Here is a 14,940-nt window from a genome sequence, read left to right on the forward strand (position 1 = left end):
ATAGCCTGATAGGTTTGGCCCCACAGGAGTTCCTCATGACCAACCGTATCCATCGTCTCAAAACCGCCCTTTTTAAAAATAACCGTGAAATCTCACTTGAGCGTGCTGTGTTGTATACCGCCAGCCATCAGCAGACAGAAGGGGAACCGGTCATTTTACGTCGGGCGAAAGCGACGGTTTATATCCTTGAGCATGTCGCGATTTCGATTCGTGATGAGGAACTGATTGCCGGCAACCGTACCGTTAAGCCGCGTGCGGGCATCATGTCGCCGGAAATGGACCCGTACTGGCTGCTCAAGGAGTTGGATCAGTTTCCGACCCGTCCCCAGGACCGTTTCGATATCAGCGAAGACGATAAACGGCTCTATCGCGATGTGCTTTTCCCTTACTGGGAAAAACGGTCAATGAAGGATTTCATCAACGGTCAGATGACGGATGAGGTCAAAGCCGCCGTCAGCACCCAGATTTTTAGCATCAACCAAACGGATAAGGGACAGGGACATATCATCATTGATTATCCACGTCTGCTGAATCACGGGCTGGGTGAACTGGTCGAGCAGATGCGCGTGCACTGCCAGCAGGCACCGGATAACGTCTTTTATCAGGCGGCGCTGCTACTGCTGGAGGCATCGCAGAGCCACATTCTGCGCTATGCCGTACTGGCGGAAAGTATGGCTGAACGCTGCCCGGACGCCACGCGTCGCCAGGAGTTGCTGACTATCGCCGCCAACTCGCGGCATAACGTGCAGCATAAGCCGCAAACTTTCTGGCAGGCGTGCCAGTTGTTCTGGTACATGAATATCATTTTGCAGTACGAGTCCAACGCCAGCTCGCTGTCGCTGGGCCGTTTCGATCGGTACATGCTGCCATTTTATCAGGCGTCGCTGACGCAGGGGGAAGACCCCGCATTCCTGAAAGAGTTGCTCGAATCGCTGTGGGTGAAATGCAATGACATCGTGCTTCTGCGTTCGACCAGCAGCGCGCGTTATTTCGCCGGCTTCCCGACCGGGTATACCGCGCTACTCGGCGGCCTGACGGAAAATGGCCGCAGCGCGGTAAACGTGCTTTCGTTCCTCTGTCTGGATGCCTACCAGAGCGTGCAGTTACCCCAGCCGAATCTGGGCGTACGCACGAACGCGCTGATTGATACGCCGTTTCTGATGAAGACCGCCGAAACCATCCGTCTGGGGACCGGCATTCCGCAGATCTTTAATGACGAAGTGGTGATCCCGGCATTCCTCAACCGGGGCGTCTCGCTGGAAGATGCGCGTGATTACGCGGTGGTGGGGTGCGTGGAGTTGTCGATTCCGGGCAGAACCTACGGCCTGCACGATATCGCCATGTTCAACCTGTTGAAGGTTATGGAGATAAGCCTCTATGAGAACGAAGGCAATCGCGAGCTGACCTGGGACGGACTGCTGGCGCATATTCGCGCCAAAATCAGCCACTACATCACGCTGATGGTGGAAGGCAGCAATATTTGTGATATCGGTCATCGCGACTGGGCGCCGGTGCCGCTGCTCTCCTCGTTTATCAGCGACTGTCTGGAGAAGGGATGTGACATCACCGACGGCGGCGCGCGCTATAATTTCTCTGGGGTACAGGGTATTGGTATCGCCAATCTGAGCGACTCGCTGCATGCGCTGAACGGACTGGTGTTTGATCAGCAGCGCGTCAGTTTCGACGCATTGCTTGCGGTGTTGAAGGCCAACTTCGCCACGCCGGAAGGGGAAAAGATCCGCGCGAGGCTCATCAACCGCTTCCAGAAGTACGGTAATGACATTGATGAGGTGGACAACATCAGCGCCGAACTGCTGCGTTATTACTGCAAAGAGGTGGAGAAATACCAGAATCCGCGTGGCGGCCAGTTTACGCCAGGCTCTTATACCGTTTCTGCACACGTTCCGTTGGGGGCAGTGGTAGGGGCGACGCCGGACGGGCGTTTTTCCGGTGAACAACTGGCCGATGGCGGCCTGTCGCCGATGCTCGGGCAGGATATGCAGGGGCCGACGGCGGTACTGAAATCAGTCAGTAAACTGGATAACACGCTGCTGTCCAACGGGACGTTGCTGAACGTGAAGTTCACGCCCGCCACGCTGGAAGGAGAGGCGGGATTACGCAAGCTGTGTGATTTTTTGCGTGCCTTTACCCAGCTAAAATTGCAGCACATTCAGTTTAACGTGGTGAATGCCGAAACGCTGCGGGAAGCACAGCTGCGACCCCAGGATTTCGCCGGGCTGGTGGTGCGCGTGGCGGGGTATAGTGCCTTCTTTGTCGAGCTGTCGAAGGAGATCCAGGATGACATCATTCGCCGCACCGCGCATCAGTTGTGAGGTTGTGGAGTCGCGCGACGAGGAGGTTGCGCGCATCTTCAATATTCAACGCTATTCGCTGAATGACGGTCAGGGGATCCGCACGGTGGTTTTTTTTAAAGGCTGCCCGCATACCTGCCCGTGGTGCGCTAATCCGGAATCTATCTCGCCACGGATTGAAACGGTGCGGCGGGAAAGTAAATGTCTGCACTGTTCGCCGTGTCTGCGTGATGCCGATGAATGCCCGTCCGGGGCGTTTGAGCGGATTGGTCGCGACATCACCCTGGATGAACTGGAACGTGAGGTGATGAAAGATGACGTTTTCTTTCGTACCTCTGGTGGTGGGGTGACGCTGTCGGGCGGCGAAGTGCTGATGCAGGCGGCCTTTGCTACGCGGTTCTTACAACGTCTGCGGCGCTGGGGTGTGCACTGTGCGATTGAAACGGCAGGCGATGCCCCCGCCCGTCGCCTGCTGCCGCTGGCGAAAACGTGTGATGAGGTACTGTTCGATTTAAAGATAATGGAGCCAGAACGGGCCCGTGAGATTGTGGCGATGAACATGCCACGCGTGGTGGCGAATCTGCAAATGCTGGTGGAAGAGGGCGTGAACGTGATCCCCCGCTTGCCGCTGATCCCCGGCTACACGCTTACGCAGGAGAATATACAGCGTGCGCTGACGTTGCTGTTATCGCTTGGTATAAAGCAACTGCACCTGTTACCGTTTCATTTATACGGTGAACCGAAATACCGGTTGCTTGGGCAGCAATGGTCAATGAAGGACGTCCCTGCGCCAACGGAGCAGGTTGTCGCCCAGGTGCGTGAGATGGCGGAGAACGTTGGCTTTCAGGTCACAACAGGAGGGTAATATGTCCGTTTCAACAGGACGATATCTGGTCGCGGTGACGGCCTGCGTAAGCGGCGTGGCGCATACCTACATGGCGGCTGAACGACTGGAGAAGTTGTGCCAGCAGGAAAAGTGGACCATCAAGATTGAAACGCAGGGGGCGCTCGGCACGGAAAATCGCTTAACTGAAGATGATATCCGCCGGGCGGATGCCGTGCTGCTGATTACCGATATCGATCTGGCGGGCGCGGAGCGTTTCACCCAGTGCCGCTATGTCCAGTCCGGGATTAACGCCTTTCTGCGCGAACCGCAGCGTGTGATGAGCGCGGTACGTAAGCTACTTTCCGCTCCGCAATATACCCACCTTATTCTGGAGTAATCTGCTTTTCCGTTAGCTGGCTGTGATACTGACGACGATATTCTGACGGTGAGCGTTCGGTATTTTTACGAAACAGGCGGCAAAAGTAGTTACTGTCGACAAATCCACAGGTGTGAGCCACCTCTTTGATCTTCAGATCGTAGCCTTTTAGCAATGCTTTCGCGTGCTCCAGTCGCATATGGTTCAGGTATTCGTTAAAGCCGGTGGCCCCGGTTTTTTGAAACAGGTGCGAGAGATAGTTCGGTGAGATATAGAACGCCTGCGCTACCGACTCCCGGGTAAGCGGTGATGCGTAACGCTCGTCAATGTAGTCGCGGATAGCCTCAAATAACGCCTGACTGCGTGAGGCGGTTTGAATCTGGCTGCCAAGCAGATCGCGACAGTGGCTGAGCAGGCTGGCGACAATCAACCGCGCTGTCTGCTGCTCCTGTGGTTGCATCTGCATTTCATTGAGCGTCTGTAACAGAAAGGAACCGATACGCGGTCCACGGCGCGCCACGTGCTGTTTGACCAGGTTCTGGTACGTTTTCCCGTCCCATTGCACAACGCTGAACCCCAACTGTTGTTTGCCAAACAGAATACTGAGCGTGATGACGGGCACTTGCCATCGCGGGAGGTTCCAACCGCCAGCCGGTACATAGAGCACATCGCAAGGCGTGAGCGTATCGGTAAGGCTGGCGTCGGCCAGTTCACCTTCCAGTACGATTTCCAGACGGGGAAAATCGACCTGATACGCCAGTTCCGGGATGGGGGTGAGCGTACTGGCGAAGAAAATCTGGCGCAGCGGCGAGGGGCCATGAATCAGGCGGGAAAGAAGATGGCTGACGTCTTGATACATGATGATCCCTTGCGTTGCGCAGACAGGGAAACAGTAACCGCCATGGTGAAAAAAGGCCACTCTAAAAAGAGTGGCCTGTTGAATCACTTACTGATTTCCTACCTGCTCGCCATACGGCAGGCTGTCGTAGTCAATCAGCGCATTTTTCTTGTACGGGTTGCCAATCCAGCGCGTCGTTTCTTTGAACTGCGGGCTGGTGAGGGAACGCGTCGGATCGAAACCGTCGTAGGTCAGGCCAGCTAAGTCGGACCAGGTGTGGATCAGTTCCGAACTGCTGTACTTACGATTCACATCCTGTGATAAATCACGCGGATGCGCGGCCTGCCATTTCTCTGAGGTCCACAGCAGGAACGGCACGGTATACATGTGACGCGTCGGGTTGTCCTCGTTGCGACCCTGTGTTTTGTGCGGCGGCGTGTCATACACCTCTTCACCATGGTCGGAGAAATAGAGCAGGAAACCGTTCGGATCGGTTGCTTTATAATCCTTAATCAGGCTCGCGACGACCTTGTCGTTATACAGGTTGGCGTTGTCGTAATCGTTATACGACTCCTGCTCTTCTGCGTTCAGGCCCGGCGGGAGATGATCGGTACTGCCGTCGAATTTACCCTGGTCTTCCGGGTAGCGGAATTTGTACTTAATGTGCGTGCCCAGCAGATGAACAATGATGAACTTTTTCGGTGCAGGATCGGCCATGATTTTCTTAAATGGCGTCAGCACGTTAGTGTCATATTCGCGCGCGCTTTGCGTACGCTGCTGGTTCATATAGAACTGCTCGTCGGTCTGCTTAGAGAAGACCGTCAGCATGGTGTTACGAGCGGTCATCGTCTGCTGGTTTGTGATCCAGTAGGTTTTGTATCCCGCCTGTTTCATCATGTTCATCAGCGACGGTTTCGTCAGATACAGGTCCGGGTTCTTCTCGTTCGCGAAGGTCAGCGCCTGTTGCAAGATTTCGATCGTGTAAGGGCGTGAGGTCACGACGTTATTAAACACGGTCAGATTCGGGTCTGACTTATGCAATTCGTCCAGTTCCGGTGTGGTTTCACGCGGATAACCGTACAGACTCATGCGGCCACGCTGGGTAGACTCGCCAATTACCAGCACCAGCGTGCGCGGTGCGTCGCCGGAGTTGTCTTTAAAATTGGTCAGCGGAGGCAGAGCGTGGTTCTGGCTCAACAGGTTGTTGAGTGAGGTCAACTGGCGCTGATACTGATAATACCCAATGACAAACTGCCACGGCGCGGCCGGTTCCATACGCGAGGAGAGGCCGCTTAGCGTCTTCTCATACGGTGAGTTGCCAAACGCAGAACGAACCACAAACGGGTTCAGGATCAGTCCGTATAGCAACGCAAAAGAGACGAGCCAACGCCAGCGTCCGGGAATATAGACGGGGCGCAGTCGCGTCCAGAGAAATACGGCGACAACGGTATAAGCCAGCGCAATGGCGATGATCTTCAGACTGAAGTACTGGCTCAGGTATTCGCTGGCTTCGTTGGCATTGGTCTCAAACATCACGAACAGGACGCTTTGCGAAAACTCTTGTCCGTAGATGACGTAATAACAGAGCGTGGCCAGCGACGTGGCCCACAACACGACGCCCACCACCGCAGCAATAATGCGGGTTCGGTTGGGAAACAGGAAAATCGGGATCAGCCAAAGGGAGCTGTAAAGCAATGAGTCACGCAGCCCGTTGGTGCCGCTGAAACCCGTAACTAAAATAATGGCCTGTAGTAAGGTGGAAAAAAACCAAAAATAGAGAAGCGCCCAACCAAGGGCTTTCCAGCTAAATGATGGCGTAGACTGGAGGGTTGTGGATTGCATATTGTCAGCCTGTCTTTAAACGTGGTGCCAAACGTAGCGACTAAACCTTAAGAGAATCTGAAGCATCGGCGCAAAGGCGCACGTTGCTCTGGAAAAATCTCACGGTGGAAAAAACAGACAGAAATATAGTGAATGTGCGGAGGTTATGACAGCAATATTTCAGCCCCCTCGCGCGCAATAGCACGAGAGGGGGGAAGAGGGTGAAATTAGCCGGTATTACGCATACCTGCCGCCACGCCGGCAATGGTGACCATCAGCGCTTGTTCAACGCGAGGATCGGGCTCTTTGCCCTGCAGTTCCGTCAGTCGTGAGCGGTGTAACAGCTCTGCCTGCAGAACGTTCAGCGGGTCGGTATAGATATTACGTAACTGAATAGACTCGGCAATCCACGGGAGATCGGCCATCAGGTGTGAGTCGTTGGCAATGGCCAGCACCACTTTGATGTCCTCTTCCAGCAGTTCGCGCAGTTCTTTGCCCAGCGGCCACAACTCTTTCGCCACCAGTCGCTGATCGTAATATTCCGCCAGCCACAGATCCGCTTTCGAGAACACCATTTCCAGCATGCCGAGGCGAGTGGAGAAGAACGGCCAGTCGCGACACATCGCTTCCAGTTCGCTCTGCTTACCATCTTCAACCACTTTCTGCAGCGCGGTACCGGCACCCAGCCAGGCTGGCAGCATCAGGCGGTTCTGGGTCCAGGCGAAGATCCACGGAATGGCGCGCAGGGATTCTACACCGCCGGTCGGGCGACGTTTCGCCGGACGTGAGCCGAGCGGCAGTTTACCCAGTTCCTGTTCTGGCGTTGCGGAGCGGAAGTACGGGACAAAGTCTTTGTTTTCACGAACATAACCACGGTATACGTCACAGGAGATGACCGAGAGTTCGTCCATGATATGACACCAGGCGTCTTTCGGCTCCGGCGGCGGCAGCAGGTTCGCTTCCAGAATCGCACTGGTGTACAGCGACAGACTGCTAACGGTGACTTCTGGCAGGCCGTATTTGAAGCGGATCATTTCGCCCTGTTCGGTCACGCGCAGACCGCCTTTCAGGCTGCCCGGCGGTTGTGAAAGCAATGCCGCATGGGCTGGCGCGCCCCCGCGACCGATGGAGCCGCCGCGACCGTGGAACAGCGTCAGCTCGATACCCGCTTTCTCGCAGGTTTTAATCAACGCATCCTGCGCCTGATACTGCGCCCAGGAGGCGGCCATCACGCCGGCGTCTTTTGCCGAGTCGGAATAGCCAATCATCACCATCTGCTTGCCCTGAATCAGACCGCGATACCAGTCGATGTTCAGCAGTTGGGTCATCACGTCGTCGGCATTGTTCAGGTCGTCGAGGGTTTCGAACAGCGGCGCAACCGGCATAGCGAAGCCAATTCCAGCCTCTTTCAGCAGCAGATGCACGGCCAGCACGTCGGACGGCGTTTTTGCCATCGAGATAACGTAGGCGGCAATTGAACCTTTCGGCGCTTCGGCAATGACCTTACAGGTATCGAGCACTTCGCGAGTGTCATTGCTCGGTTCCCAGTTGCGCGGCAGCAGCGGGCGTTTGGAGTTCAGTTCGCGGATCAGGAAGGCCTGTTTGTCCGCTTCTGACCAGCTTTCGTAGTCCCCGATGCCGAGGTAACGGGTCAGTTCACCCAGCGCTTCGGTGTGGCGGGTACTTTCCTGACGGATATCAATACGGACCAGCGGAACGCCAAAACATTTCACGCGACGCAGGGTGTCGAGCAGTTCACCGTTGGCGATAATGCCCATGCCGCAGGCTTGTAGCGACCGGTAGCAGGCGTACAGCGGTTCCCACAGCTGTTCGTTTTGCGTCAGCAGACCTGCTGGTTTCGGCAGCTTCTCGCCTTTGAGGCGCGCTTCCAGCCAGGCCTGGGTTGCCATCAGGCGTGCGCGCAGGTTTTTCATCAGATAGCGGTAAGGCTCCGATGCGCCTTCTTCACCGACCATTGCTAACAGTTCCGGCGTGGCATTGACCATCGACAGTTCAGAAACCAGAACATGAATATCTTTCAGGAACAGATCGGTCGCTTTCCAGCGACTTAGCAGCAGAACGTGGCGGGTGATATCCGCGGTTACATTTGGGTTGCCGTCACGGTCGCCGCCCATCCACGAGGTGAAACGTACGGGAACGAAATCAACGGGTAACTGGTAACCCAGATTCTCTTCCAGCTGTTCGTTTAGTTCGCGTAAATAGTTCGGAACCCCCTGCCACAGGCTGTTCTCGACCACCGCGAAGCCCCATTTGGCTTCATCAACCGGGCTTGGGCGCAGCTTACGAATTTCATCGGTGTGCCAGGACTGTGCAATCAGTTGGCGCAGACGGCGCATCAGCTGGTGGCGTTCGTACTCAACGATATCTTTGTTATCGAGTTGCTTCAGACAGGCGTTAATTTCGCCCATTTTATGGATCAGCGTGCGACGGGTGATTTCCGTCGGATGTGCGGTCAATACCAGTTCCAGAGACAACGACTCCACCGCTTTTTTGATGATGGCGTCGTTCAGATCCGGCTGGTTTTTCAGTTTACGCAGGGTGCGGGCAATCACTTCCGGGTTGCTGGCGCCTTCGCCTTTTGGCGAACTGCTGTGATATTGCTCGGCGGTGTTGGCCAGGTTCAGGAACTGGCTAAACGCGCGTGCGACCGGCAGCAGCTCGTCATTCGACAGATTTTGTAACGTGGTGAGTAACTCCTGGCGATGAGCTTCATTGCCAGCGCGCGAGGATTTAGACAGCTTACGGATTGTTTCTACGCGATCAAGAATGTTCTCTCCCAGCGCATCCTTGATGGTTTCTCCCAGCACTTTGCCGAGCATACTGACATTACTACGCAACGCGGAATATTGTTCGTTCATATTAACCCAGACACCCCATCTCATATGTTTTACCCTTCGTCTTTCGCGCCGCAGATGCGTTGGCTGCGTTTGTGGACCCCGGTCACTTACTTAGGTAAGCTCCCGGGGCTCCACAAACTTGCCGCCTTCCTGCAACACGAAATACTGTGGGTTTGAGTCCTGTGATCAGGACATTTGTTAATTCATCTCACTTTATAAAGCCACGTAAAAAACCATTCGTCAATTGCGGCGAAATCGCTTCAGCAAACGAATAAATGTCGATAATTTACGAAATTTAATTCACTTTGCGGCAGATAAGTATTACTTATGGAATTGTGACAAAAGTCACTCTCCGGTGTTACCGGAGAGTGATGGAGGTCAGTGCCAGCAGAAATGATGAACAACCTGGGTAATCAGTTCACGCGTCGGTTTGATGAACCGGGTTTCCAGATATTCATCCGGCTGGTGCGCCTGATTGATAGAGCCCGGGCCCAACACCAGCGTCGGACACAGGGTCTGAATAAACGGCGCTTCGGTACAGTAGTTCACCACATCGGTTTTCTCGCCCAGCAGTTTCTCCACTACTTCAACCAACTGATGGTCTGGCGGACATTCGTAGCCCGGGATCGGCGGATGCAGTTCGGCAACGGTCAGCCGACCCGGCCAGCGTTCGCTCACCGGTGCCAGGGCTTCTGTCAGCAGGCCATCCAGATCGCCCAGCGTCATGCCCGGCAGCGGGCGGATATCCATATGCAGTTCACAGCAGGCGCAAATGCGGTTCGAGGCATCGCCACCGTGCAGACTGCCCAGATTCAGGGTGGGATACGGCACGGTGAAGGCATCGTAGTGATAACGTTCCTTTAGGGTGTCGCGCAGTTGCATAATGCGACCAATGGCGTCGTGCATCAGTTCGATAGCGTTCACGCCGCGCGCCGGATCGCTGGAGTGACCGGACTGGCCCATCACCCGTACTGCCGTTGAGATATGGCCTTTGTGCGCGCGAATCGGTTGTAGCGACGTGGGCTCACCGATGATCGCGCAATCGGGGCGAATCGCCGTGTTTTCTGAGAAGTAACGCGCGCCCGCCATGCTGGTCTCTTCATCTGCCGTCGCCAGGATGTAGAGCGGCTTTTTCAGTTGTGTCACATCAACGTCGCGAAGCGCGTCGAGAATAAAAGCGAAGAAGCCCTTCATGTCTGCCGTGCCCAGACCGTAGAGCTTGTTGTCATGCTCGGTGAGGGTGAAGGGATCGCGCGTCCAGCGCCCATCGTCAAACGGCACGGTGTCGGTATGACCCGTCAGCAGCAGGCCGCCCGCGCCCTGTCCGGTGCTGGCCAGCAGATTGAATTTATTGCGGGTTCCCGGGACCGGTTGAATCTCAACGTTAAAACCGAGATCGCTGAACCAACCCGCCAGCAGATTGATTAAAGACTCATTGCTTTGATCCAGCGCTTCTTCGGTAGCGCTGATGGACGGCGTGGCAATCAGCGCGCGGTAGATCTCGATAAATGGCGGTAAGTTCATTTTCATTGTTGACACACCTTAGGTCGTGATAGTATCAATATTCATGCAATAAATGTGCATAAAAATACATTAACGTTGAGCATAAAGGAACCTGATGTTGAATACGCTGATTGTAGGCGCTAGCGGTTATGCGGGCGCAGAGCTTGTAAGCTACGTGAATCGCCACCCCCATATGACCATAACCGCTTTGACCGTCTCAGCGCAAAGCAATGATGCGGGAAAGTTAATTTCTGATTTGCATCCACAGCTTAAAGGCATTGTCGATCTGCCGTTGCAGCCGATGTCCGATATCAGCGAGTTTACCGACGGCGTGGATGTGGTGTTTTTAGCCACCGCCCACGAAGTCAGCCATGACCTGGCGCCGCAATTTCTGGCCGCCGGTTGCGTCGTTTTCGACCTGTCCGGTGCCTTCCGTGTGAACGATGCCGGGTTCTACGAAAAATACTATGGTTTCACCCATCAGCACCCTGACCTGCTTGAGCAGGCGGTGTACGGCCTGGCGGAGTGGAGCGCCGACAAGCTGAAAGAGGCGAATCTGATTGCGGTGCCGGGGTGCTATCCCACGGCGGCGCAACTCTCTCTTAAGCCGCTGATCGACGCCGGGTTGCTGGATTTGGCGCAATGGCCGGTGATTAACGCGACCAGCGGCGTGAGCGGGGCAGGACGTAAAGCGGCGCTGTCTAACAGTTTCTGCGAAGTGAGCCTGCAACCGTATGGCGTGTTTACCCATCGTCATCAGCCGGAGATTGCCACCCATCTGGGGACCGAGGTGATTTTCACGCCTCATCTGGGTAATTTTCCGCGTGGGATTCTGGAAACGATCACCTGTCGGCTGCAGCCGGGCGTGACGCATGCGCAGGTCGCTCAGGTATTACAGCAGGCGTATGGTGATAAACCGCTGGTGCGTCTGTATGACAAAGGCGTTCCGGCGCTGAAGAATGTCGTTGGGCTGCCGTTCTGCGATATCGGTTTCGCCGTGCAGGGTGAACATTTGATTGTGGTGGCTACCGAAGATAACTTGTTGAAAGGCGCCGCCGCACAGGCAGTGCAGTGCGCTAATATTCGTTTCGGCTTTGCTGAAACGCAGTCTCTTATTTAAGGGTGCAATGATGAGTCCATTAATTATCAAGCTGGGTGGCGTATTACTGGATAGCGAAGAGGCGCTGGAGCGTCTTTTTACCGCGCTGGTGAACTATCGTGAGTCGCATCAGCGTCCGCTGGTCATTGTGCACGGCGGCGGCTGCGTCGTCGATGAACTGATGAAAGGGCTTAACCTGCCGGTGAAAAAGAAAAACGGCCTGCGCGTGACGCCTGCCGACCAGATCGACATCATCACCGGTGCGCTGGCGGGGACGGCAAACAAAACGTTGCTGGCCTGGGCGAAGAAGCATCACATTGCCTCCGTTGGTCTGTATCTTGGCGATGGCGATAGCGTAAACGTGACTCAGCTCGACGAAGAGCTTGGCCACGTTGGACTGGCGCAGCCGGGTTCGCCTGAGCTGATTAACACGCTGCTGGAAAAGGGTTTTCTGCCGGTGGTCAGCTCGATTGGGGTGACGGAAGAAGGGCAACTGATGAACGTGAACGCGGACCAGGCGGCGACGGCGCTGGCGGCGACGCTGGGCGCGGATTTGATCCTGCTCTCCGACGTGAGCGGGATTCTCGACGGTAAAGGTCAGCGCATTGCCGAAATGACCGCCGCGAAAGCGGAACAACTGATCGACCAGGGTATCATTACGGATGGCATGATTGTGAAGGTAAATGCCGCGCTGGATGCCGCGCGTACGCTGGGACGTCCGGTGGATATCGCTTCCTGGCGTCATGCCGAGCAACTCCCGGCGCTGTTCAACGGCACGCCGATTGGTACGCGTATTCTGGCGTAATGATTTTGTGCCCGATGGCGGCTACGCCTTATCGGGCCTACGAAAACACAACCTGTAGACCGGATTAGCGCAGCGCCATCCGGCAATTCAAGAATTTAAGGAAGCATGTTATGGCACTTTGGGGTGGGCGTTTTACTCAGGCAGCAGATCAGCGGTTCAAACAGTTCAACGATTCGTTGCGCTTTGATTACCGTCTGGCGGAGCAGGATATTGTTGGCTCTGTCGCCTGGTCCAAAGCGTTAGTCACCGTTGGCGTGTTAACCGCTGACGAACAGCTTCAGCTCGAAGAAGCGCTGAACATTCTGCTGGAAGAGGTCCGCGCCAATCCTCAGCAGATTCTGCAAAGCGATGCCGAAGATATTCATAGCTGGGTGGAAGGCAAACTGATCGACAAAGTGGGTCAGTTAGGTAAAAAGCTACATACCGGGCGTAGCCGTAATGACCAGGTCGCCACCGATTTGAAACTGTGGTGCAAAGAGACGGTGACCGAACTGCTTACCGCGAATCGTCAGTTGCAAAGCGCGCTGGTCGAGACGGCGGAAAATAACCAGGATGCGGTAATGCCGGGGTATACCCATCTGCAGCGTGCGCAGCCGGTGACGTTTGCGCACTGGTGTCTGGCCTATGTCGAAATGCTGGTGCGTGATGAAAGTCGTTTGCAGGACGCGTTAAAACGTCTGGATGTGAGCCCATTAGGCTGTGGCGCCCTGGCGGGGACGGCGTATGAAATCGATCGTGAACAGCTGGCCGGCTGGCTGGGTTTTGCCTCGGCAACGCGGAACAGTCTGGACAGCGTTTCCGATCGTGACCATGTGCTGGAACTGCTGTCTGACGCCGCTATCGGGATGGTGCATCTGTCGCGTTTTGCCGAAGACCTGATTTTCTTTAACACGGGTGAGGCGGGCTTTGTTGAGCTTTCCGATCGCGTGACCTCCGGCTCGTCGCTGATGCCGCAGAAGAAAAACCCGGATGCGCTGGAGTTGATTCGCGGTAAATGTGGCCGTGTTCAGGGTGCATTGACCGGCATGATGATGACGCTGAAGGGGCTGCCGCTGGCCTATAACAAAGACATGCAGGAAGACAAAGAAGGCCTGTTCGACGCGCTCGACACCTGGCTGGACTGCCTGCATATGGCCGCGCTGGTACTGGACGGTATCCAGGTGAAACGTCCGCGTTGTCAGGAAGCCGCGCAGCAAGGTTATGCAAACGCCACCGAACTGGCGGATTATCTGGTCGCGAAAGGCGTTCCGTTCCGTGAAGCGCACCATATCGTGGGTGAAACGGTCGTTGAGGCGATTCGCCAGGGGAAACCGCTGGAAGATCTGCCGCTGGGCGACCTGCAGAAATTCAGTAGCGTCATCGGCGATGATGTGTATCCGATCCTCTCCCTGCAGTCGTGTCTGGACAAGCGCGCGGCGAAAGGCGGCGTGTCTCCTCAGCAGGTTGCGCAAGCGATCGGCTATGCGAAGGCGCGTCTGGCATAACGGTTATGCGGTTTCACTCAGCCTGGCGCGATGCCAGGCTTTTTTATGTCACTGCATCAGGCATTACTGACCATAGTAGGCGTTCGCGCCGTGCTTCCTTAAAAAGTGCTTGTCCAACAATGTTTGCTGCATCGCGGTGAGATGGGGTTGCAGTTGCTGTGTGAACAAATTCATATACGCGATTTCTTCAAGCACAACGGCGTTATGCACGGCGTTGGCAGGATCGGTGCCCCAGGCAAAGGGGCCATGACTGTTTACCAGTACGGCAGGAATATGGTTGGGCGCGATCCCTCGTTGTTTAAAGGTTTCAATAATGACGCTGCCGGTGTCGTATTCGTAACGTTCATTGATTTCTTCATCCCGCATGGGGCGTGTACAAGGAATTGCGCCATAGAAATAATCAGCATGTGTTGTGCCCAGCGGCATTAAATCTTTTCCGGCCTGCGACCAGATGGTCGCGTGGCGCGAATGGGTATGGACGATGCCGCCAATATCTGGAAAGGCGTGATACAGCGCCAGATGCGTGTCGGTATCCGATGACGGTTTTTTGTTCCCTTCGACAACCTTTCCACTGTGTATATCGACGACGACCATATCATCCAGACTCATATTGTCGTATTCGACACCGGAGGGTTTAATCACCATTACCCCTTTTTCGCGATCAATTCCGCTGACATTTCCCCATGTAAAGGTGACCAGTTGATGAGCCGGCAAAGATAAATTAGCGGCCAGCACTTTTTTCTTCAGTGTATTCATTCTTTACTCCTGAATTACCGTTTGCTTTTATAAAAAGCGGATTTTCTCTCGTTCTTTAATTGGCGCGGTTTGTAACGTTGTTATTTAAATTACGCTGAATAAATAAGATGTAAAATTCATACAGATTCTTTGTGTTACCAAAACAACGAAAACGGTCAAATTCGGAACTAGTCGGGCATGTTTTTGTGTTTTATGAATGCCCGTAAATGACCGAATGGTGGTTTTCTTGTGGAAACAACAGAATAAAAGAGCGATGTTTTGT

11 protein-coding genes are annotated in these 14,940 nt (G+C 54.9%); 6 read left to right on the top strand and 5 right to left on the bottom strand.

Features of this window, described 5'->3' with window-relative positions:
• Positions 1-35: 35 nt before the first annotated feature.
• The 3 genes from GBC03_05925 to GBC03_05935 are packed head-to-tail and all read left to right on the top strand — an operon-like array spanning position 36 to position 3,535.
• A complete protein-coding gene (locus GBC03_05925) occupies positions 36-2,333 on the top strand; it encodes a formate C-acetyltransferase (protein QFS69783.1) in 2,298 nt (765 codons plus the stop codon).
• Positions 2,299-3,177 (top strand): [formate-C-acetyltransferase]-activating enzyme, encoded by an 879-nt coding sequence (locus GBC03_05930; protein ID QFS69784.1) that lies wholly within the window; start codon positions 2,299-2,301, stop codon positions 3,175-3,177. Before GBC03_05925 ends, GBC03_05930 begins: the two co-directional genes overlap by 35 nt.
• A gap of 1 nt (position 3,178) precedes the next feature.
• Positions 3,179-3,535: a PTS fructose-like transporter subunit IIB gene (locus tag GBC03_05935; protein ID QFS69785.1), complete on the top strand. Its 357-nt coding sequence runs from the start codon at positions 3,179-3,181 to the stop codon at positions 3,533-3,535.
• Here the strand turns inward: GBC03_05935 and GBC03_05940 are convergent.
• The 4 genes from GBC03_05940 to argE all read right to left on the bottom strand — a co-directional run bounded on the left by GBC03_05940 (position 3,522) and on the right by argE (position 10,561).
• The gene (locus GBC03_05940) at positions 3,522-4,373 is read right to left on the bottom strand and encodes a helix-turn-helix domain-containing protein (protein QFS69786.1); all 852 of its coding nucleotides are present in this window, start codon (positions 4,371-4,373) and stop codon (positions 3,522-3,524) included. The genes GBC03_05935 and GBC03_05940 overlap by 14 nt on opposite strands.
• Positions 4,374-4,460: 87 nt before the next feature.
• Positions 4,461-6,194, bottom strand: coding sequence for a phosphoethanolamine transferase CptA (gene cptA / locus GBC03_05945; protein QFS69787.1), 1,734 nt, complete (start codon positions 6,192-6,194; stop codon positions 4,461-4,463).
• Positions 6,195-6,400: 206 nt separating this feature from the next.
• On the bottom strand, positions 6,401-9,052 hold the full coding sequence (locus tag GBC03_05950) for a phosphoenolpyruvate carboxylase (protein ID QFS69788.1): 2,652 nt from the start codon (positions 9,050-9,052) through the stop codon (positions 6,401-6,403).
• Between the two features lie 357 nt (positions 9,053-9,409).
• Positions 9,410-10,561: an acetylornithine deacetylase gene (argE, locus tag GBC03_05955; protein QFS69789.1), complete on the bottom strand. Its 1,152-nt coding sequence runs from the start codon at positions 10,559-10,561 to the stop codon at positions 9,410-9,412.
• An 88-nt stretch (positions 10,562-10,649) separates the two neighbouring features.
• On the opposite strand from argE, the gene argC reads away from it, so the two are divergent.
• The 3 genes from argC to argH all read left to right on the top strand — a co-directional run bounded on the left by argC (position 10,650) and on the right by argH (position 13,922).
• Positions 10,650-11,654, top strand: a complete 1,005-nt coding sequence (gene argC, locus GBC03_05960) for an N-acetyl-gamma-glutamyl-phosphate reductase (protein QFS69790.1) — start codon at positions 10,650-10,652, stop codon at positions 11,652-11,654.
• A 7-nt stretch (positions 11,655-11,661) separates the two neighbouring features.
• Entirely contained in the window at positions 11,662-12,438 is a 777-nt protein-coding gene (gene argB / locus GBC03_05965) for an acetylglutamate kinase (GenBank protein ID QFS69791.1), read from the top strand.
• Positions 12,439-12,548: 110 nt separating this feature from the next.
• Entirely contained in the window at positions 12,549-13,922 is a 1,374-nt protein-coding gene (argH, locus tag GBC03_05970) for an argininosuccinate lyase (protein ID QFS69792.1), read from the top strand.
• Between the two features lie 63 nt (positions 13,923-13,985).
• Here argH and araD read toward each other — a convergent pair whose 3' ends face one another.
• Positions 13,986-14,678: an L-ribulose-5-phosphate 4-epimerase gene (gene araD, locus GBC03_05975; GenBank protein QFS69793.1), complete on the bottom strand. Its 693-nt coding sequence runs from the start codon at positions 14,676-14,678 to the stop codon at positions 13,986-13,988.
• Between the last annotated feature and the right edge of the window lie 262 nt (positions 14,679-14,940).

The sequence above is a fragment of the Citrobacter telavivensis genome (assembly GCA_009363175.1).
Taxonomy (GTDB): Bacteria; Pseudomonadota; Gammaproteobacteria; order Enterobacterales; family Enterobacteriaceae; genus Citrobacter_A; species Citrobacter_A telavivensis.